The organism is Pseudonocardia sp. P-1, from assembly GCF_058111925.1.
The window spans coordinates 2,356,262-2,376,462 of sequence record NZ_CM176614.1; the positions used below are offsets into that span (position 1 = coordinate 2,356,262).

At 74.3% G+C, this 20,201-nt stretch carries 18 protein-coding genes; 9 read left to right on the plus strand and 9 right to left on the minus strand.

Features of this window, described 5'->3' with window-relative positions:
- Positions 1-52: 52 nt before the first annotated feature.
- Both AC0GKK_RS11400 and AC0GKK_RS11405 read right to left on the minus strand, forming a co-directional pair.
- Positions 53-496, minus strand: coding sequence for an OsmC family peroxiredoxin (locus tag AC0GKK_RS11400; RefSeq protein ID WP_208818778.1), 444 nt, complete (start codon positions 494-496; stop codon positions 53-55).
- Between the two features lie 102 nt (positions 497-598).
- Positions 599-1,120 carry a L,D-transpeptidase gene (locus AC0GKK_RS11405; RefSeq protein ID WP_178374495.1) on the minus strand — a complete coding sequence of 174 codons (522 nt, stop codon included), beginning with the start codon at positions 1,118-1,120 and terminating at the stop codon, positions 599-601.
- A gap of 341 nt (positions 1,121-1,461) precedes the next feature.
- Between AC0GKK_RS11405 and glmU the strand changes: the two genes are divergently transcribed.
- Together glmU and AC0GKK_RS11415 are read left to right on the plus strand one after the other, a co-directional pair.
- On the plus strand, positions 1,462-2,946 hold the full coding sequence (glmU, locus tag AC0GKK_RS11410) for a bifunctional UDP-N-acetylglucosamine diphosphorylase/glucosamine-1-phosphate N-acetyltransferase GlmU (RefSeq protein ID WP_489884012.1): 1,485 nt from the start codon (positions 1,462-1,464) through the stop codon (positions 2,944-2,946).
- Positions 2,943-3,923, plus strand: coding sequence for a ribose-phosphate diphosphokinase (locus AC0GKK_RS11415; RefSeq protein WP_062400231.1), 981 nt, complete (start codon positions 2,943-2,945; stop codon positions 3,921-3,923). The genes glmU and AC0GKK_RS11415 overlap by 4 nt, the downstream gene beginning before the upstream one ends.
- 62 nt (positions 3,924-3,985) lie before the next feature.
- On the opposite strand, the gene AC0GKK_RS11420 is transcribed toward AC0GKK_RS11415, so the two are convergent.
- Positions 3,986-4,471, minus strand: coding sequence for a MarR family transcriptional regulator (locus AC0GKK_RS11420; RefSeq protein ID WP_489883780.1), 486 nt, complete (start codon positions 4,469-4,471; stop codon positions 3,986-3,988).
- A 72-nt stretch (positions 4,472-4,543) separates the two neighbouring features.
- Here AC0GKK_RS11420 and AC0GKK_RS11425 point away from each other — a divergent pair, with 72 nt between their 5' ends.
- From AC0GKK_RS11425 to pth, 5 genes are all read left to right on the plus strand, one after another.
- Positions 4,544-5,641, plus strand: coding sequence for a substrate-binding domain-containing protein (locus AC0GKK_RS11425; RefSeq protein WP_489883781.1), 1,098 nt, complete (start codon positions 4,544-4,546; stop codon positions 5,639-5,641).
- Between the two features lie 97 nt (positions 5,642-5,738).
- Entirely contained in the window at positions 5,739-6,023 is a 285-nt protein-coding gene (locus tag AC0GKK_RS11430; RefSeq protein ID WP_062400225.1) for an FmdB family zinc ribbon protein, read from the plus strand.
- Positions 6,024-6,100: 77 nt separating this feature from the next.
- Positions 6,101-7,354 (plus strand): formamidase, encoded by a 1,254-nt coding sequence (gene fmdA / locus AC0GKK_RS11435; protein WP_476653831.1) that lies wholly within the window; start codon positions 6,101-6,103, stop codon positions 7,352-7,354.
- Positions 7,355-7,539: 185 nt separating this feature from the next.
- On the plus strand, positions 7,540-8,238 hold the full coding sequence (locus AC0GKK_RS11440; RefSeq protein ID WP_489883782.1) for a 50S ribosomal protein L25/general stress protein Ctc: 699 nt from the start codon (positions 7,540-7,542) through the stop codon (positions 8,236-8,238).
- Positions 8,235-8,828, plus strand: coding sequence for an aminoacyl-tRNA hydrolase (gene pth / locus AC0GKK_RS11445; protein ID WP_073577622.1), 594 nt, complete (start codon positions 8,235-8,237; stop codon positions 8,826-8,828). Before AC0GKK_RS11440 ends, pth begins: the two co-directional genes overlap by 4 nt.
- Before the next feature lie 61 nt (positions 8,829-8,889).
- Here pth and AC0GKK_RS11450 read toward each other — a convergent pair whose 3' ends face one another.
- A complete protein-coding gene (locus AC0GKK_RS11450; RefSeq protein WP_489883783.1) occupies positions 8,890-10,572 on the minus strand; it encodes a fatty acyl-AMP ligase in 1,683 nt (560 codons plus the stop codon).
- A 90-nt stretch (positions 10,573-10,662) separates the two neighbouring features.
- On the opposite strand from AC0GKK_RS11450, the gene AC0GKK_RS11455 reads away from it, so the two are divergent.
- Together AC0GKK_RS11455 and AC0GKK_RS11460 are read left to right on the plus strand one after the other, a co-directional pair.
- Positions 10,663-12,030, plus strand: a complete 1,368-nt coding sequence (locus AC0GKK_RS11455; protein ID WP_489883784.1) for a dipeptidase — start codon at positions 10,663-10,665, stop codon at positions 12,028-12,030.
- Between the two features lie 29 nt (positions 12,031-12,059).
- Complete coding sequence (locus tag AC0GKK_RS11460) at positions 12,060-12,884, plus strand: LLM class F420-dependent oxidoreductase (RefSeq protein WP_405419409.1); 825 nt, start codon at positions 12,060-12,062, stop codon at positions 12,882-12,884.
- On the opposite strand, the gene AC0GKK_RS11465 is transcribed toward AC0GKK_RS11460, so the two are convergent.
- The 5 genes from AC0GKK_RS11465 to rsmA all read right to left on the minus strand — a co-directional run bounded on the left by AC0GKK_RS11465 (position 12,868) and on the right by rsmA (position 20,173).
- Positions 12,868-13,683, minus strand: a complete 816-nt coding sequence (locus tag AC0GKK_RS11465) for an alpha/beta fold hydrolase (RefSeq protein WP_253066870.1) — start codon at positions 13,681-13,683, stop codon at positions 12,868-12,870. The genes AC0GKK_RS11460 and AC0GKK_RS11465 overlap by 17 nt on opposite strands.
- Positions 13,684-14,163: 480 nt before the next feature.
- Complete coding sequence (locus AC0GKK_RS11470; protein WP_208818758.1) at positions 14,164-15,966, minus strand: ABC-F family ATP-binding cassette domain-containing protein; 1,803 nt, start codon at positions 15,964-15,966, stop codon at positions 14,164-14,166.
- Positions 15,967-15,989: 23 nt separating this feature from the next.
- Positions 15,990-16,979, minus strand: a complete 990-nt coding sequence (locus AC0GKK_RS11475; RefSeq protein ID WP_062400202.1) for a 4-(cytidine 5'-diphospho)-2-C-methyl-D-erythritol kinase — start codon at positions 16,977-16,979, stop codon at positions 15,990-15,992.
- A gap of 766 nt (positions 16,980-17,745) precedes the next feature.
- Complete coding sequence (locus AC0GKK_RS11480) at positions 17,746-19,266, minus strand: DHA2 family efflux MFS transporter permease subunit (RefSeq protein ID WP_489883785.1); 1,521 nt, start codon at positions 19,264-19,266, stop codon at positions 17,746-17,748.
- 7 nt (positions 19,267-19,273) lie between these two features.
- On the minus strand, positions 19,274-20,173 hold the full coding sequence (gene rsmA, locus AC0GKK_RS11485) for a 16S rRNA (adenine(1518)-N(6)/adenine(1519)-N(6))-dimethyltransferase RsmA (protein ID WP_489884013.1): 900 nt from the start codon (positions 20,171-20,173) through the stop codon (positions 19,274-19,276).
- Between the last annotated feature and the right edge of the window lie 28 nt (positions 20,174-20,201).

Consider the following 20,201-nt stretch of genomic DNA (forward strand, 5'->3'; position numbering starts at 1 on the left):
CGACGACGCCCCCGACCGGGATCCGGTCGAGGGCGTCGCGACGTGCCGGGTCTCAGCTCTCCAGCGCGGCGTCCAGCGTGATCTCGACGCCGGTCAGCGCCTTCGACACGGGGCAGCCGGCCTTGGCGGCCTCCGCGGCCTTGGCGAAGCCGTCGGCGTCGAGTCCGGTGACCTCACCGCGCACCGTCAGCGTGATGCCGGTCAGCTTGAAGCCGCCGTTGTCCTTGTCCGGGCCGAGGGACACGTCGGCCGAGACGTCGAGGGACTCGGGGGTCCCACCCGCCTCGGCGATGTTCGCCGAGAGCTGCATCGCGTAGCAGGCGGAGTGCGCCGCGGCGATGAGCTCCTCCGGGCTGGTGGTGCCACCGGCCTCGTCCGCGGCGCGCTTGGGGAAGCTGACCTCGTAGGTACCGACCTTGGAGCTGGACAGCTCGACCTGGCCGGATCCCTGCTCCAGAGAGCCGTTCCATGCGGTGCGGGCGCTGCGCGTGGGCATCGTTACCTCCGTGTCGTGGGGACCGATTTTGCACAACCGATCACTCGGCAGTCTTCTCCGCCCCAGCCGTTCCCGCCACCCCGGACCGCGAAACGCCTCCGGTCACTGCGGGATGTTGGTGACCTCGACCCGGTCGCCGACCTGCAGCGAGTTGAACCAGCGCTCGGCGTTCGCGCGGGACAGCCGGACGCAGCCCGCGGACTCGGTCTCGGTGTTCCCCTCGTGGAAGGCGATGCCGCCGGGGGCGAAGAAGACCGCGAACGGCATCGGTGCGTTGTTGAACTCCGCGCTGCGGTGGTCCTTGTTCTTCCACTGGACCTGGAAGACGCCGGCCGGGGTGCGCTGGCCCTTCTTCCCGAACGACGCCGGGACCGGCCCGGCCTCGATCCTCCCGTCGCGGATCAGCCACGCCGTGCTGTTCGCGAGGTCGACGCAGGCGCGCGCGGCCGCCGAGCAGGGCGTCCCCTCGGCGCGGCCCGGGCCGCCCCGGTCGGACTCCGTCGGCGCCGCGGACGCGGTCCCGATCATCCCGGCGGTCAGCCCGGCCAGCACCAGGGCCGCCACCGTGGCCAGGACCGTCATCACCCGGGGCCGCCGACGGCGTCCCTCGACCTCGCGCGTCATCGCACTCCGCTCATCATCGCGGACGGTGACCGGCCGGTCACCGTCGTCTGAACGGTGGAACGAGACCGGTACCCGACCGGTTACCACCCGAAGGGTTGATCTTGGGTTTACGGCGGCGTCACCGCGGGCGCGACGGGCCCGCCGGGTCACCCGGGGCCGTCCCCGTACGATGCCGTACCGGCACGGCGCGTCCCGCGTCCTCCGCCCGGCACGGGCGGCGAGTCCGGCAGGAGGAACCGAACATGCCCGAACCCGACCGGGCCGGCACCGGTGACCGACCGGCACCCGGAACCGCGACGGTCGCAGCCGGCATCGTCCTCGCGGCGGGCGCGGGTTCGCGGATGCGGTCGTCGACGCCGAAGGTGCTCCACGAGCTGGGCGGGCGCAGCATGCTCGGCCACGCGGTGCACGCACTGGCCGGTACCGCCCCCGAGCACCTCGTGGTCGTCGTCGGGCACGAGCGCGAGCGGGTGGAGCAGGCCGTCGACGGCATCTCCGCCGCCCTCGGACGCACCGTCACCACCGCCGTCCAGGAGCAGCGCCTCGGCACCGGCGACGCGGTCCGCAGCGGCCTCACCCCGCTCCCCGCGGACCTGACCGGCACCGTCCTGGTCACCTACGGCGACGTCCCGCTGCTCGACACCGCGACCCTGTCCGCGCTGGTCACCGAGCACGCCGACCACGGCGCCGCGGTCACCCTGCTGACCTGCGAGGTCGCCGACCCCACCGGCTACGGCCGGATCGTGCGCACCGCCGACGGAGCCGTCACCGGGATCGTCGAGCAGACCGACGCGACACTGGAGCAGCGTGCCATCGCGGAGGTCAACTCCGGCGTCTACGCCTTCGACGCCGCGTTCCTGCGCGCGGGCATCGCGGGCCTGACCGCGCACAACGCCCAGCAGGAGCTCTACCTCACCGACCTGGTCGCCGCCGCCGTCGCCGCGGACCGGACGGTGCACGCCGTCCGCTGCGACGACGAGTGGCGCGTGCGCGGTGTGAACGACCGCGTCCAGCTCGCCGAGCTCGGCGCGGAGCTGAACCGCCGCGTGCTGCGGGAGTGGATGCTGGCCGGGGTCACCGTGGTCGACCCCGCCACCACCCGGGTCGACGTCGGCGTGCGGCTCGCGCGCGACGTCGTCCTGCACCCGGGCACCCAGCTGCACGGCGCGTGCGAGGTCGACGAGGCCGCGGTGATCGGGCCCGACACCACGCTGACCGACACCGTCGTCGGGGCCGGCGCGAGCGTCGTCCGCACCCACGGGTCGGAGTCCCGGATCGGGCCCGGCGCCTCGGTCGGGCCGTTCGCCTACCTGCGCCCGGGCGCCGTACTCGGCGAGCGCGGCAAGATCGGCACGTTCGTCGAGGTCAAGAACTCCGACATCGGCGCGGGCACCAAGGTCCCGCACCTGACCTACGTCGGGGACGCGACGATCGGCGAGATGAGCAACATCGGCGCCTCGTCGGTGTTCGTCAACTACGACGGCGTCCGCAAGCAGCGGACCGTCGTCGGATCCCACGTGAGGACCGGGTCGGACACCATGTTCATCGCCCCGGTCACGGTCGGGGACGGCGCCTACACCGGCGCCGGGACCGTGCTCCGCGACGACGTCCCGCCGGGGGCGCTCGCGGTGTCGGGTGGAGCACAGCGCACCATCGAGGGGTGGGTGCCGCGCAAGCGGCCCGGCACCCCCGCCGCCGAGGCGGCACAGCGGGCGGGCAGCGACCCGTCCACGAACGGCACGACCAGCAACGACGGCGCAGGTCACACCACCTCCGCCGGTACGACGGACCCGAGAGACCTCAGCCGAGGAGGCACCGCACGGTGAGCGCGATCGCAGGCACTCCCAAGAAGAACATGATGCTGTTCTCGGGGAGGGCGCACCCGGAGCTCGCCGAGCACGTGGCGAAGGAGCTCGACGTCACGGTCACCCCGCAGTCCGCCTACTCCTTCGCGAACGGTGAGATCTTCTGCCGCTTCGAGGAGTCGGTCCGCGGGAGCGACGCGTTCGTGATCCAGGCGCACTCCGCCCCGATCAACGACGCGATCATGGAGCAGCTGATCATGGTCGACGCGCTCAAGCGCGGGTCGGCCAAGCGGATCACCGCGGTCATGCCGTTCTGGGGCTACGCCCGTCAGGACAAGAAGCACCGCGGCCGCGAGCCCATCTCGGCCCGCCTCGTCGCGGACATGTTCAAGACCGCCGGTGCCGACCGGATCCTGACCGTGGACCTGCACACGTCGCAGATCCAGGGCTTCTTCGACGGCCCCGTCGACCACCTGTTCGCGCTGCCGGTGCTCGCCCAGCACATCAAGAGCACCCGGCCGACCGACAACTTCGCGGTCGTCTCCCCCGACTCCGGCCGGGTGCGCCTGGCCGAGCGCTGGGCCGAGACCCTCGGCGGGACCCCGCTGGCGTTCATCCACAAGACCCGCGACCCGCGCAAGCCGAACGAGGCCGTCGCGAACCGGGTCGTCGGTGAGATCGAGGGCCGCTGCTGCGTCGTCATCGACGACATGATCGACACCGGTGGCACCGTCGCGAAGGCGGTCGAGGTGCTCCTCAAGGAGGGCGCCTCGGACGTGATCGTGGCCGCCACCCACGGCGTGCTGTCCGGCCCGGCCACCGAGCGCCTCGCGAACTGCGGCGCGTCGGAGGTCATCTTCACCGACTCGCTGCCGATCCCGGCCGAGAAGCGGTTCGACAGCATGACCGTGCTGCCGATCGCCCCGCTGCTGGCCGAGGCGATCCACCAGGTGTTCGAGGACGGCTCGGTCACGAGCCTGTTCGACGGCAACGCCTGAGCACTCCGCACGTCCGCCGACGGCGTCCCACCCGCGGGTGGGGCGCCGTCGGTCGTTCCGCCTCAGCCCTCGGTCGTGGCGAGCCGCGCCAGGCCCGGCGCCCCGGCCCGCCCGGTGGCGTCCTGCAGCCGCCGCAGCACGTCGTCGAACAGGGCGGCGTCGGAACCCAGCAGGTCCCGGTAGCGGTCCAGCACCCCGGCCGCCGCGGCGTCCCACTCCGCGAGTGCCGCGCGGCCCCGCCCGGTGGCGACGACGAGCACCCGGCGCCGGTCGACCACGTCGGGCCTGCGGTGCACGAGGTTCGCCGCGGTCATCCGGTCCACGAGCTTGGTCGCCCGCGGCGCCAGCAGCAGCGCGTGCTCGGCGACCGCGCTCATCGTGCAGCCGCCGCGCGCGGCGAGCAGGCCGAGCACCCGCCACTGGTCGACGTCGGACCCGCAGCCGCGCAGGGCGTCGTCGAGCTCCTGGTCCAGCGTCCGGCCCACCGCGCAGAGCAGGCGCAGCGACTCGTCCCCGGACGGCCGCACGTGCTCTGCGGGCTCCGACATGAGCGCATCGTAACCGGACGTTTTCGCCCGAGGGGCTGGGTGGGCGACGCCACGATGGATAGCGTCACCTGCATGACCCCGTTCCCGGACCCCGGGCGCGCGACGGCGGTGCCGGCGCGCGGGAGCGAGGTGCTCAACGTGGCGCTGGTCGTCCCGCTGCAGGGCCCGGCGGGCATCTTCGGCCCGTCCTGCGAGAGCTGCGCGACGCTGGCCGCCGAGGAGGTCAACGCCGCGGGCGGGGTGCTCGGCCGGGAGCTGAACCTGGTGCCGGTCGACGGCGGCGCGCCACCCGCCGTCGTCGCCGCGGAGCTCGACGCGCTGGTCAGTGCCGGCGCCGTGGACGCGGTCACCGGCTGGCACATCTCGGCGGTCCGCGAGGCCGTCGCGCCCCGGATCCGCGGGCGGGTGCCCTACGCCTACACCGCCCTGTACGAGGGCGGCGAGCAGCGACCGGGGCTGTTCCTGACCGGGGAGACCCCGGACCTGCAGCTGGGCCCGTCGCTGAGCTGGTTCGCCGAGGCCGCCGGGGTGCGCCGCTGGACGATCGTCGGCGACGACTACGTGTGGCCGCGCCGGTCCGCGCAGGTCGCGGCCGAGCACCTGCGCCGGATCGGCGGGACGGTCTGCGACGAGATGTACGTCCCGCTGGGCACCGAGGACTTCTCGCGCGCGCTGCGCCGGGTCGAGGCGAGCGGCTGCGACGCCGTCCTGATGCTGCTGATCGGCAACGACGCCGTCGAGTTCAACCGGGCGTTCTGCGCCCTCGGGCTGGACCGGGAGATCCTGCGGTTCAGCTCGCTGATCGAGGAGAACGTGCTGCTCGCCTCGGGGCCGGAGAACACCCGCGGCCTGCTCACCTCGGCCGGCTACTTCGAGGACCTGGCGACGGCGTCGGGGCTGGACTTCGCGGCCGCGCACGCCCACCGCTTCGGCCCGGACGCGCCGGTGCTCAACAGCCTCGGCGAGTCCTGCTACGAGGGCGTCCGGCTGCTGACCGAGCTCATGCGCCGGGCCGGGTCGCCGGAGGTCCCGGCGATGACCGCGGTGGCCGAGGGGCTGGCCTACGAGAGCCCGCGCGGGACCGTCGAGGTGCACGGGCGGCACCTGCGCCAGCAGGTGTTCCTCGCCGTCGCCGACGGGGTGGCCTGGGACGTCGTCCAGCAACTCTGACGGGTGCGTTGACACCCCGGCCCGTCGGTCGTACTTTCCCAGGAAAATATTTCCTCGGATGCATGTCGGGTCGCCCGGCGTGCCGGGAGGTACGACCGTGGCGCTCTACGTCTACCGGTGCGGGGCCGACGGCCCCGTCGAGGAACGGCACCCGATCGGCAGCGCCCCCGCGACGGCGCGCTGCCCCACCTGCGGGGAGCAGTCCCCGCGCGTCATCACCGCACCGATGCTCGGCCTCGCCGACCGCGGCCGGATGGCCCTGATCGACCGCACCACGGCCACCGCCCACGAACCGCAGGTCGTCTCCGCCCCACCGCCGCGCCCGCTGCGCCCCGGCGGGCCGCCGCTGCACCCCGCCACCCGCGGTCTGCCGCGGCCCTGACCGCGTCGCACCGCCCCGCGCCGACCGCTGCACCCCGTCCGCCCCGCCCGCGTCCGCACCGACCCCGGGAGTGTCCGATGCCCAGGAACGTCTTCCCCCTCGACAGCACCAAGACCTTCACCGACCAGCAGCTGACCGGCCACAACCGGTGGCACCCCGACATCCCGGCGCAGGTGCACGTCAAGCCCGGGGACACGTTCCGGGTCGACTGCCGCGAGTGGTTCGACGGCGCCATCCACAACGACGACTCCGCCGACGACATCCTGAACGCACCGCTCGCCGGGGTGCACGTGCTGTCCGGGCCGATCGCCGTCGAAGGGGCGCAGCCGGGTGACCTGCTGATCGTCGACATCCTCGACGTCGGGCCGATCCCGCAGGAGGACTCCGGGCCGCTGGCCGGGCAGGGCTGGGGCTACACCGGGGTGTTCGCCACCCGCAACGGCGGCGGCTTCCTCACCGAACAGTTCCCCGACGCCTACAAGGTCATCTGGGACTTCCGGGGCGGGACGGCCACCTCCCGGCACGTCCCGGGGGTGTCGTTCACCGGGATCGTCCACCCCGGGCTGATGGGGACGGCGCCGTCGCCCGAGCTGCTCGGCCGCTGGAACGCCCGCGAGCAGGCGCTGATCGACACCGACCCGGAGCGGGTGCCGCCGCTGGCCCTGCCGCCGAACCCGGACTCGGCGATCCTCGGCTCGCTGACCGGCGCCGACTTCGACCGGGCCGCCGCGGAGGCCGCGCGCACCGCACCGCCCCGGGAGAACGGCGGCAACCAGGACATCAAGAACCTCACCAAGGGCAGCCGGGTCTTCTATCCGGTGTTCGTCGACGGCGCGAACCTGTCGATGGGCGACCTGCACTTCTCCCAGGGCGACGGCGAGATCACCTTCTGCGGCGCGATCGAGATGGGCGGCTTCATCGACCTGCACGTCGACGTCATCAAGGGCGGCATGGCGACCTACGGCGTCTCCGAGAACGCGATCTTCGTGCCGGGCAACACCGACCCGCAGTACAGCGAGTGGATCGCGTTCTCCGGCACCTCGGTCACCCTCGACGGCGAGCAGCGCTACCTCGACTCGCACCTGTCGTACCAGCGGGCCTGCCTGCACGCGATCGACTACCTGACGAACTTCGGCTACTCCCCGATCCAGGCCTACATGATCCTCGGGGCGGCGCCGATCGAGGGCAGGCTGTCCGGTGTGGTCGACATCCCGAACTCGTGCTCGACGGTCTACCTGCCGACCGGGATCTTCGACTTCGACGTCAAGCCGGGCAAGAACGGCCCGCACCGCATCGACCCGGGCCAGGGCGTCCCGCACTCGGCGGCCTGACCAGCGGGGTCCGTGGCCGTCCCGGGGGCTGGCCCCGGGACGGCCACGGGCCTGGCGTACTCTTCTCGGCATCTCCGCGGCGAGGGCGGGTGCACTCTTGACCCGCCGTGATCGACGTGGGCCGATCCCGGTCGGCTCCTCGCCGCGCGCGCCTTCCACCGCAGACAGTTCGAGGAGCAGTTCCCGTGGCCCAGACCCGCATTCCCGCCGAGACCCGGACCGAGTTCGGCAAGGGCGCCGCCCGCCGCACCCGTCGCGCCGGCAAGATCCCCGCCGTCCTCTACGGCCACGGGACCGACCCCGTCCACCTGTCGCTGCCGTCGCTGCAGTTCGCCGCGGTCGTCCGCGAGCAGGGCCGCAACGCCGTGCTGGAGCTCGACGTCGACGGCAGCAGCCCGCAGCTCGCGCTGACCAAGACCGTGGTCGTGCACCCGCTGCGCCCCTACATCGAGCACGTCGACCTGCTCGTCATCAAGCGTGGCGAGAAGGTCGAGGTCGAGCTCGACGTCGTCGTCACCGGCGAGGCCGTCCCCGGCTCGCTGGTCACCCAGGACCTCAACACCGTCCTGGTCGAGGCCGACGTGCTGAACATCCCGGAGAACATCGAGATCTCCGTGGAGGACGCCGAGATCGGCACCCAGTACTTCGCCAAGGACCTGAAGCTCCCCGGTGGCGTCGAGCTGCGCACCGACGAGGAGTACCTCGTCGTGCAGGTCGTCCCGGCCCCGACCGAGGAGGACCTCGAGGCCGAGGTCGACGCCGAGGGCGCCGGTGTGGTCGAGGAGCCGTCCGACGAGGAGCAGGCCACCGACGCCGAGGCCGAGGGCGACTCCGCCGAGGGTTCCGCGGACTCCGAGGGCGACTCCGAGTCCTCCGACAAGTGAGCCCCGTGCCGGGGCCGGCCCTCGTCGTCGGACTCGGGAACCCGGGGCCGGACTACGAGGGCACCCGGCACAACGTCGGTACCCGCGTCGCCGCACTGCTGGCGACGCGGGCCGGCGCCGGCCGGTTCTCCGCGCACAAGCGGTCGAACTCCGACATCGCGCAGGGCCGGCTCGCCGGTCGCCCGGTGACCCTGGCCGTCCCCCGGACGTACATGAACCTCTCGGGCGGCCCGGTCGCCGGGCTCGTGCAGTACTTCTCGATCCCGCCGACCGAGGTGATCGTCGTCCACGACGAGCTGGACCTCGACTTCGGCGTGGTCCGCCTCAAGCGCGGTGGTGGCGAGGGCGGGCACAACGGCCTGCGCTCGATCAGCAAGGCGCTCGGCACGAAGGACTACCTGCGCGTGCGGTTCGGCATCGGCCGGCCGCCGGGTCGCCAGGATCCGGCGGACTACGTGCTCAAGCGGTTCTCCGGCGTGGAGAACAAGGAGCTGGACCTCGGTCTGGACCTCGCCGCGGACGCCGCCGAGGCCCTGTTGTCCGAGGGCCTGGAGCCGGCGCAGAACCGGTTCCACCCGCTGTCGGGCTGAGCCCCGTCCTCCACGGGAGCCCCGGTCCCTCCGCAGGGACCGGGGCTCCCGTGCGTCCGGGTCAGCGACGGGCGGTGAGCAGGTCCGCCGTCGCGGCGCGGCGCAGCTTCCCCGACGGCGTCTTCGGCAGGCTCCCCGGGGCCAGCACCGCGACCTCGGCCGGCCGCACCCCCACCGCGGAGACGACGCGGCGGATCACGTCGTCGCGGAGGGCACGCACCGCCTCGGGGCCGTCGGCCCCCTTCGCCTCGACGGCGACGGCGAACGACTCCCGGCGCCGCCCGTCACCTGCCGGGATCCGGACCGCGACGACGTTGCCCGCGCGCACGCCCTCGGCCGCACCGGCGGCCCGCTCGATGTCGGTCGGGTAGATGTTGCGCCCGCCCATGATGATCACGTCCTTGGTGCGGCCGCACACCACGACGGCGCCGTCGGGGGTCAGGTAGCCCTCGTCGCCGGTGTCGAACCAGCCGTCGCGGTCCTGGGTGGACACCGGGCCGTCGACGGTGAGGTAGCCGGGCGTCACGGCGTCGCCGCGCAGGTGCAGCACCCCGACCTCCCGGGGGCCCAGTACGCGACCGCCGCTGCCGACGACCTTCACCTCGATCCCGGGCAGCGGCGGTCCGAGCTCGGGGAACTCCCGCACCGGACCGGTGCCCGCGGGCTCGGCGCGCCGGTGCGTCTCCAGGGACTCGGCGTCGACCCGGTCCACCGTCAGCCCGGTGTGGACGGGCGCGAAGGACACCCCGAGCGCGGTCTCCGCCATCCCGTAGGCACACAGGACCGACTCCGGTCGCAGCCCGAAGCGGGCACCGGCCTCGGTGAACGCCGCGACGGCCGCCGGGTCCACCGGCTCGGCGCCGTTGAGCGCCAGCCGCAGCGAGGAGAGGTCGAGCGCGCCGTCGTCGACCCGGGCGAGCTGGCGGGCCAGCACGGCGTAGGCGAAGTTCGGGGCCGCGGTGACGGTGCCGCCGTAGGACGAGATCAGCTCGGCCCACAGCCGCGGGCGGCCCAGGAAGTCCGCGGGGGTGACGGTGACCAGGTCCAGCCCGACCGTCATCGGGACGGTCAGGAACCCGACCATCCCCATGTCGTGGAACAGCGGCAGCCACGACACCATCCGGTCGGTCGCGAGGTCCAGAGCGGACGCGGTCACCATCGCCCCGATGTTGGCGTGCAGGTTCGCGTGGGTGATCCGGACCGCCTTCGGGGCGGCGGTCGAACCGCTCGTGAGCTGCAGCAGCGCGGTGTCGCCCTCGTCGGCGACGGCGGCGTCCGCGACGAACGCGGCGGGGTCGCCGGTCAGCGAGTCGAGCATCCGGAACGGGACGCCCCGCTCGGTCAGCACCGGCGCGAGCGCGTCGAAGGGCGGGCCGAGCAGCACCATCGCGGCGTCGACCATGCCCAGGGTGGTCACGGTGTCGGCGACCCACTCGGCGAGGTCGGTGCGCGGGGTCGGCTGGTGCAGCATCGTCACGCTGCCGCCGCACAGCCACACCGCCTGCGCGGCGGGGGCGATCGCCGCGGGCTCGCCGGCCAGCACCCCGACGGCACCGCCGAAGGGCAGGGCCGGGCCGCCGTCCTCGCCGGGGCGTCGCAGGGCGTCCGCGATCCCGCGGGCCGTCTCGTGCACCTCCGCCCAGGAACGCCGAACGGGATCGTGCGGCTCCCCCGTCGTCATCCCACGGGCGAGCCCGCCGGGAACGGTCGCGGACTCCAGCAACGTCGCCAGGAATCGGGACATGGGCCCGAATGTAGCGACGAACCGCCCGTGCGGGGCGGCACGATCGACGACCGGCCGTACGCGACGCGCCGCGGCGTAGCATCCGGGCGCATGGCCGAGCCGCACACCGCCCCCGCTCCCGCCGACCTCTCCGCCGCCGTCGACGCCGTCCTCCCGGGCGCGCGCACGGACCTCGAGGCGCTGGTCCGCATCCCGAGCATCTGGGCCGACCCGGCACACGCCGAGGACACCCGCCGCTCCGCGGACGCCGTCGCGACGCTGGCCCGCGACGCGGGCGCCGCCTCGGTCGAGATCATCTCCGCCGACGGCGGGGCCCCGGCCGTCGTCGCGCACTGGCCCGCACCCGAGGGCATGCCGACGGTCATGCTCTACGCCCACCACGACGTCCAGCCCACCGGCGGCGACGACGAGTGGACCAGCCCGCCGTTCACCCCGACCGAGCGCGACGGGCGGCTCTACGGCCGTGGCGCCGCCGACGACAAGGCCGGCGTCATGACCCATCTCGCCGTGCTCCGCGCCTACGAGGGACGGCCGCCGGTCGGGGTCGTGCTGTTCATCGAGGGCGAGGAGGAGTCCGGTTCCCCCACGCTGACCGCGCTCCTGGCCGAGCACCGCGACAAGCTCTCCGCCGACGTCATCGTGATCGCCGACGCCGCCAACCCTGCCGTCGACGTGCCGGCGCTGACCACCAGCCTGCGCGGCCTGGTCGACGTCGTCGTCGAGGTGTCGATGCTGGAGCGTCCGGTGCACTCCGGGGTCTACGGCGGCCCGGTCGGGGACGCGCTGACCGCGCTGTGCCGCACCCTGGCCACCCTGCACGACGACAAGGGCGAGGTCGCCGTCCCCGGCCTGGTGCGCGGCAGCTCCGACGCGCCCGACCCGGACGAGGCGACCTACCGCTCCGACGCGGGCCTGCTCGACGGCGTCGAGCTGCTCGGCACCGGCTCGATCCCGGACCGGGTCAACCACGCCCCCGCCGTCGCGGTGCTGGGGATCGACGCGCCGAAGGTCGCCGAGGCCTCGAACGTGCTGCTCCCCCGCGCCCGCGCGATGGTCAGCATGCGGCTGGCCCCCGGGCAGGACGCCCGTGAGGCCCAGCGCGCGCTGACCGAGCACCTGGAGGGCAACGTCCCGTGGGGCGCGCACGTGTCGGTGACGCGCGGCCACGGCGTCGCCGAGCCGTTCAGCCTGTCCTCGACCGGCGAGGTCTACGACCACGCCCGCGCCGCGTTCTCCGCCGCCTACGGCAACGACGCCGTCGAGACCGGCATCGGCGGTTCCATCCCGTTCATCGCGGAGTTCGCGCGGACCTTCCCGGGCGCGGCGGTGCTGGTCACCGGGGTCGGGGACCCGGCCAGCCGCTGGCACGGCATCGACGAGAGCCTGCACCTGGGCATGTTCGGGCGCGGGGTGCTGGCGGAGGCCCTGCTGCTGGACCGGCTGGCCGGGGGGGCGTGACCGTCCGGCCAGCCGGGTACCCGGGGGTCATGAAGTTCGGTATCGCAACGTTCGTGACCGACGAGGGCATCCGTCCCGGGCCGCTGGGCCGGGCGCTGGAGGAACGCGGTTTCGACTCGGTGTTCCTCGCCGAGCACTCGCACATCCCCACCAGCAGGGAGTCGCCCTACCCCGGCGGGGGCGACCTGCCGCGGGTGTACTACCGCACCCTCGACCCGTTCGTCGCGCTCACCGCGATGGCGGGGACGACCACCGGCCTGCTCCTGGGCACCGGGATCGCGCTCCTGCCACAGCGCGACATCATCCACACCGCCAAGCAGACCGCCAGCCTCGACCTGGTGTCCGGCGGACGGCTGCTGTTCGGCGTCGGCGCGGGGTGGAACCGCGAGGAGATGCGCAACCACGGCGTCGATCCGAGGACCCGCGGACCACTGATGACCGAGCAGCTGCACGCGCTGCGGGCGCTGTGGACCGAGGACGAGGCCGAGTTCCACGGCGACCACCTCGACGTCGAGCGGTCCTTCTCCTGGCCCAAGCCGGTGCGCACCCCGCCGATCTACCTGGGCGGGGAGAGCGAGGCCGCGCTGAACCGGCTCGCCGAGGTCGGCGACGGCTGGCTCCCGCGCGGGCACACCTCCTTCGACGAGATCCGCCGCGTCCGTGACGTCCTCGCCGAGCGGGGCAAGCCGGACGTGCCGACCACGGTGTTCGGCGGGGAGCCGGACCCGGATGTCGTCGCGGGGTACGCCGAGGCGGGCGTCGAGCGGGTCACCTTCCTGCTCCCGACACTGCCCGAGTCCGAGACCCTCGCGAAGCTCGACGAGCTGGCGAAGGTGGTCACGGCGTCCGGCTGAGTGCCCCCAGCACCAGCGCGGTGAGCGCCTCCGGGGCGTCGAGCTGGATCAGGTGCCCTGCCCCGGGCACCAGGTGCAGCTCGGCCCCCGGTACCGCTGCGGTCAACCGGTGCGCGCGGTCGACCGGTATCCAGGTGTCCTCGGTGCCCCACACCACCCGCACCGGCAGGTCCAGCTCGCCGTAGCGCGGCTCGACCTCGTCGGTGAAGCGCTGGTCGGCCTGCGCGATCTGGCGGTAGAACGCGGCCGCACCCTGCTCGCCCAACCACGGCCCGACCAGCGCGTCCTCGTCGGCGGGCCGCAGGGGCCGGTGCGCGGCACCCCGCACGTAGGCCCGGACGAGTGCCTCGTGCAGCGGCCCCGGCAGCGCCGCGAACACCTCGGCGTTCTCCCGCACCAGCCGGAAGAACGGCGAACCCCACGGGGCGAGCGCGACGACGTCGACCAGCGTCAGCGACCGGTAGGCCGCGCCGTGCAGAAGGTGCGCACGCAGGGCGACGGCGCCGCCGTAGTCGTGGGCGACGACGTGCGGTGGCTCGGGCAGGTCCCACCGCTCGAGCAGCCCGGCCAGCACCCGGCCCTGTACGCCGAGCGAGACGTCCGCGCTGTGCCCGGACGCCCCGTAGCCCGGCATGTCCCACAGCAGGACCCGGTGCGACCCGGCCACCGCCGCGGCGATCGGCGCCCACAGCCACGACGACCAGGGGGTGCCGTGGCAGAACACCACCGGCGGTCCCGAGCCCCGTGCGGTCCAGCGCACCCGGTGACCGTCCACGACGAACTCGTCATCCAGTTCCACGGTCCCACCGTGCCACGACACCCCGACATCGTTCCGGGGCACAATGACCATGATGTCGATCCGGATGCTCGGCCTCGTCTCCGTCACCGACGGAGACGGCGACGGGTGCGAGCTGCTGCCCGCGGGCCCGCGGGTCCGGGGGCTGCTCGCCCGCCTGGCCCTCGACGCCGGGCGGCACCGCGCGGCTGGTCACCGTGGTCGGGCCGGGCGGCGCGGCAGGACCCGGCTCTCCCAGGAGGCCGTGCGCGCCGGCATCGCGGTGACAGCCGCGGGCGGCGGACTCACCGCCACGAGCCCGGTTCCGTCGCCACCCCCCGACTGTGGCGACGGAACCGGCCCGTCTCTCCCCCCGCGCCCCGGCGAGGCTCCCCAGCCCGCCGTGACGCGAGTACGACGGTATCCGCGCACCCGGGGGCCGCGGATCGGTCGAACTACTGATCTCTTACCCGGGGTCTCTCCTACCTGGGTAGGAGAGACCCCTCATCCCTCGGCGCGCTCGGCGGCCTCGAGCCACTCCAGCTCGACGCTCTCGCGCTCGGCGACGACGGCCTTCAGCTCCCGGTCCAGCTCCATCAGCTTTCCGGGCTCGGTGGCGGCCTCGGCGAGCCGGGCGTGGAGCTTCTCCTCCTGCGCGGTGAGCTGCCCCATCCGTCGTTCCAGGCGCTGGGCGTCCTTGCGGGCGGCCCGCTGCTCCGCGGCGCTCGCCTTCGGCCCGGCCGCCTGTGCGACGGGCGCACCGGCCGGTACCGGCGCGGTCGGTGCGGCCCCGGCGGGGCCGTGGCCGGTGGCGGCACGGCGGGTCAGGTACTCGCCGATCCCGCCGGGCAGGTGGGTGAGGTGGCCGTCGCCGAACAGGGCGACGACCTGGTCGCACACCCGCTCGGTGAGGTACCGGTCGTGGCTGACGACCACCAGGGTGCCCGGCCAGCCGTCGAGGAGGTCCTCCAGCCCGGCGAGGGTGTCGACGTCCAGGTCGTTGGTGGGCTCGTCGAGCAGCAGGACGTTCGGCTCGTCCATCAGCAGCCGGGTCAGCTGCAGCCGCCGGCGCTCGCCACCGGACAGGCGCCCGACCGGGGTCCACTGGCGGGCCGCGGGGAACCCGAGCCGCTCGAGCACCTGCGACGCGGTCATCTCCTGCTTGCCGAACCGCACGTACTTGGCGACGGCCTCGGTGGCCTCCAGCACGCGCATCTCGGCGGGCAGGTCGACGAGCTCCTGCGACAGCTGCGCCATCTTCACGGTGCTGCCCTGGACGCGCCGGCCCGAGTCGAGCGCACGTTCCCCGGACAGGGCACGCAGCAGCGTCGTCTTGCCGGAGCCGTTGACCCCGACGATGCCGACCCGGTCGCCCGGGCCGAGCCGCCAGGTCACGTCGTCGAGCAGGGTGCGCCCGGCGACGGAGACGGTCGCGTCCTCCAGCTCCAGCACGGTGCGCCCGAGCCGGTTGGTCGCGAACGCCATCAGCTCGACGGTGTCGCGCGGCGCGGGCACGTCGGCGATCAGGGCCTCCGCGGCCTCGATCCGGTAGCGGGGCTTCGAGGTCCGGGCGGGCGGGCCGCGGCGCAGCCAGGCCAGCTCCTTGCGGGCCAGGTTGCGGCGGCGCTGCTCGGCGGCGTCGGCCTGCCTGCCGCGCTCGGCGCGGGCGTAGACCCAGTCGGCGTAGCCGCCGGTGTAGGACTCGACGCGCCCGTTCGCGACCTCCCAGGTCCGGGTGCAGACGGTGTCGAGGAACCAGCGGTCGTGGGTGACGACGACGAGTGCGATCCGCCGCGACGTCAGGTGCGTCGCGAGCCAGCCGATGCCCTCGACGTCGAGGTGGTTGGTGGGCTCGTCGAGGACGACGAGGTCGAGCTCCCCGATCAGCGCCGCGGCGAGCGCGACCCGGCGCTTCTCGCCGCCGGACAGGCCGTCGGTGGGGCGCTCGATGTCGGAGATGGCGAGCCCGTCGAGGACGTCGCGGACCCGGGCGTCGGCGGCCCACTCGTGGTCGGCGCCGTACTCGGCGAGGACGATGTCGCGCACCGTCGACCCGGCCGGGAAGCGGTCGTGCTGCACCAGGTGCGCCATCCGCAGGCCCCCGAGGCGGCTGACCCGGCCGCCCTCGACGGGCCGGTCGCCGGTGATCACGTCGAGCAGGGTCGACTTCCCGCCGCCGTTGAGGCCGACGACGCCGATCCGGTCGCCGCGCTCGACGCCGAGCGAGACACCGTCGAGCAGGACGCGGCTGGCGTCACCGGGCACGTGCGCGGTGACGTTCTCCAGGTTGAGCAGGTTCTCGGGCAACTACGTCTCCACCGTCGGGAAGGTCAGGCACGGACCGGGGGCCACGAGCCGGAGCTCGAGGGACCGCCGCGGTCGGGGGGGTGGTCGCCGCCGGTCTCGGAGGTGTCGACGATGCGGGCGCCGCCGGCCGGGCCGTGGGCGACCCGCACCGTCCGGCACACCCCCATCCCGGCGAGCTCGGTCGCGACCTCGACGGCGGAGTCGGCGTCGGCGCACAGGAACGCGCAGGTCGGCCCGGACCCGGACACCAGCCCGGCGAGCGCGCCGGAGTTGACCCCGGCGCGCAGGGTGCGGCGCAGGTCCGGGGCCATCGAGACGGCGGCCACCTGCAGGTCGTTGCCCAGGTTGAGCGCGAGCCGGCGCGGGTCCCCCGAGGACAGTGCCTCCAGGACGGGCTCGACCGGCCGCTCGGCGATCGGGCCGTCGCCGCGCAGCCGGTCCAGCTCGGAGAACACCGCCGGCGTGGACAGCCCGCCGCGGGCCAGCGCGATCACCCAGTGCAGCCGGTGCCGGGCGAGCACGGGGATGATCTTCTCGCCGCGGCCGGTGCCGAGCGCGGTACCGCCGTGCAGGCCGAACGTGACGTCCGATCCGAGCTCGGCGGCCAGCTCGGACAGCTCGTCGCGGCCCAGCTCCAGCCGCCACAGCGAGGACAGCGCGACGAGCGTGCCCGCCGCGTCCGCGGAGCCGCCCGCCATGCCGCCCGCGACCGGGATGCCCTTGCGCAGGGTCACCCGCACGTCCGGGGCACGCCCGGCCTTCTCCGCGAGCAGCTCGACCGCCCGCCAGGCCAGGTTGGTGGCGTCCAGCGGCACCTCGGCGACGCCGTCGCCGTGCACCTCCAGCGCGGGCTCCTGGGCCTGCTCGACGGAGATCTCGTCGAACAGGCTGACGGCGTGGAACACCGTGACGAGGTCGTGGAAGCCGTCCGGCCGCACCCCGCCCACGGCGAGGTGCAGGTTGATCTTCGCGGGAACCCGGACGGTGACCGGTCGCGGCACGGCGGACAGCACCGCTCAACCCTACGGGCAGCACGGGACGGGCCGCCGCCGCCCGGCATCCGGGGTGGCCGGGCTCACCGGGCCGGCCGGGCTGCCGGTCCGCCGCGCTGCCTGATCCGGCCGCACTGCCCGGTCAGGCCGCACTGCCCGGTCAGGCCGCACTGCCCGGTCAGGCCGCACTGCCCGGTCAGGCCGGCCGGCCGGACCCCGGCGGCCCGACCTCGGCCGATCCGACCCAGCCGATCCGACCCCGGCCGATCCGACCCCGGCCGATCCGACCCCGGCGGCGCGGCACCGGGTGACGCGGCAGGCCGATCAGCCCCGGTCACGGGCACCCGTCCCCCAACGAATCCGCTTACCCGGTAAGCGAGTTCGGAGAACCGGCACCCACGCGGGCCGATGGGTAGGACAGCGCTGCCGGTGGGACGGCCACCGCCCGCCCCGCCCGAGACCGCCCCCCACCCGACACCGCCCGATCTACCACCGTCGGCACCGGGATCGTCCCCACCGACACCGTCTCTCCGGCGAACTCGCTTACCGGGTGAGCGAATTCGCACAACAGGCATCCGCGACCGCCCGGCGCGGACCGCCCGAGGCGGATCGCCCGGCGCGGATCCCACTCGGTGCAGACCTCACGGGTGCAGACCTCACGGGTGCAGACCTCACGACCAGACGGTCTGGGCGGCACGGCGGAGCGCCGAGGACCGCCGCCCGACCGATCACCCGGCCCACCGCCGACGCCCGCTCCCGGAGGAGACGCCCGCTCCCGGAGGAGGAGCTACCGGGTGAGTGACTCCGCGGAGCCGGTGCGCTCCGTGGCGGCGCGGCGCTCGACCAGGTGGCGCGGCGTCGCGAAGCAGGCGACGGCCACGAACCCGATCACCAGTACGGCCGCGGGCAGCAGCATCGACTGGGCCATCGCCGTCGCGAAGGGCTCGCGGAGCACCTCGGGCAGCGGGCCGCCGGTCGCGGCGGCCTCCGGGGAGCCGCCGGTCGCCGACGCGCCCGGGACGAGCGCGGCGATCCGCGACTCCATGAGCACCGCGATGCCCGCGCTGCCGAGCACCGCGCCGACCTGACGGGTCGTGTTGTAGACACCCGAACCGGATCCGGCCTGGTCCATCGGCAGGTTGCGGGTGGCGCTGGTGGAGATCGGCGCCCAGACGCAGGAGTTGGAGATGCCGAGCAGGGTGAGGGGCAGCAGCAGCTGCCAGACCGGGGTGTCCGGGCCCATCACCCACGCCAGCCAGGCCAGCGCGATGACGAACGTCGACATCCCGAAGCCGCCGATCAGCCGCGGGTGGACGCGGTCGGTCAGCCGCCCGGTGTACGGCGCGAGCGCGCCGGAGAAGATCGCCAGTGGCGCGAGCAGCAGCGCGGCCTGGGTCGGGGTGAAGCCGCGCACGCTCTGCGCGTAGATCATCAGCGGGAAGCCCTGCGCGGTGATCGCGAAGCCGACGGTGCAGATCGCGATGTTGGCCAGCGAGAAGTTGCGGTCCCGGAACAGGCGCAGCGTGACCAGCGGCTCGCTGGTGGTGACCCGCTGCCACCACACGAACGCGACCAGCACGACGACGCCGCTGCCGATCAGCGCCCAGATCCCGGCACTCCAGCCGAACTTCTGGCCCTCCTGGATGCCGAAGACCAGCAGGAACATGCCCGCTGCGGACAGCACCACGCCGACGACGTCGAACCGGCGGCGCGAGGTCTCGAGCGAGGGCACCAGCCGCCAGGCGGCGACGAAGGCGATCACCCCGACCGGGACGTTCACGAAGAAGATCCACTCCCAGCCGAGGCCGCCGACGAGGAGCCCGCCGACGATCGGCCCGGTGAGTGTCGCGACGCCGGCGACGGCGCCCCACAGGCTCATCGCGCGCCCGCGCTGGGCCGCCGGGAAGGTCCGGGTGATGACGGCCATGGTCTGCGGCGTCATCATCGCGGCGCCGAGGCCCTGGGCGACCCGCGCGACGATCAGGGCGCCGACGGTCGTCGTGAGCCCGCACCACAGCGAGGCCAGGGTGAACACCGCGAGCCCGCACAGGTAGACCCGCTTGGGCCCGAACCGGTCCCCCAGCCGCCCGGTGACCAGCAGCGGGACGACGTAGGCGAGCAGGTAGGCGCTGGTCACCCAGACGACGGAGTTGACGTCGGCGTCCAGCGAGGTCAGGAGCGCGGGCGTCGCGACGGTGACGATGGTGGCGTCGACCAGGATCATGAAGAACCCGATCACCAGCGCCCACAGCGCGGGCCACGGGTTCGTCCCGTCGGCGCTGACCACCTGTTCCCTCGACCGCGTCACCACGCCATCATGCGCCGCCCCCGGCACGGTCCGGTCGGGTGGGAGGGTGCCCAGCCGGGCGGTTCCGGGCGATCCGGGCGAAGTCGGACACCGCCAGGGTCTCGGCGCGGGCGGTGGGGTCGACCCCCGCGGCGCGCAGGGCCTGTTCGGCCGCCGCGGCCGAGCCGGCCCAGCCCGACAGTGCTCCCCGCAGCACCTTGCGGCGCTGCGCGAAGGCCGCGTCGACGACCGCGAAGGTCGCCGCCCGGTCGGCGTCGGCGGGCGGGTCGTGCCGGGTGAAGGCCAGCAGCCCGGAGTCGACGCCGGGGACCGGCCAGAACACCGCGCGCGGCACCGGCCCGGCCCGACGGGCGGCCGCGTACCAGGCGAGCTTGGCGCTGGGGGCGCCGTACTCGCGCGAGCCGGGTCCGGCGGCGAGCCGGTCGGCGACCTCCGCCTGCACCATGACCAGCCCGGTCCGCAGCGACCGCAGCTCGGCGAGCAGATGCAGGATCACCGGCACCGCGACGTTGTAGGGCAGGTTCGCGACGATCGCGGTGGGCGGCGCCGCACCGGGCCCGGCGTCGGCCGCGAGCCGGTCCGCGCCGACCCGCATGGCGTCGGCCCCGGTCACGGTGAGACGACCGGCCAGCTCGGGGGCGCGCTCGGCGACGGTGGCGGGGAGCAGCCCGGCCAGCACCGGGTCGATCTCGACGACGTGCACCCGGGCCGCGACCGGCAGCAGCGCCAGGGTGAGCGAGCCGAGACCGGGGCCGACCTCGAGGACGACGTCGTCGCCGTCGACACCGGCGGCCTTCACGATCCGGCGTACGGTGTTGGCGTCGTGGACGAAGTTCTGGCCGAGCTTCTTGGTGGGGCGCAGACCGAGCCGCTCGGCCAGCGCCCGGACGTCGGCCGGGCCCAGCAGGCGGGCGGTGGCGGTGGTCCGGCTCCGG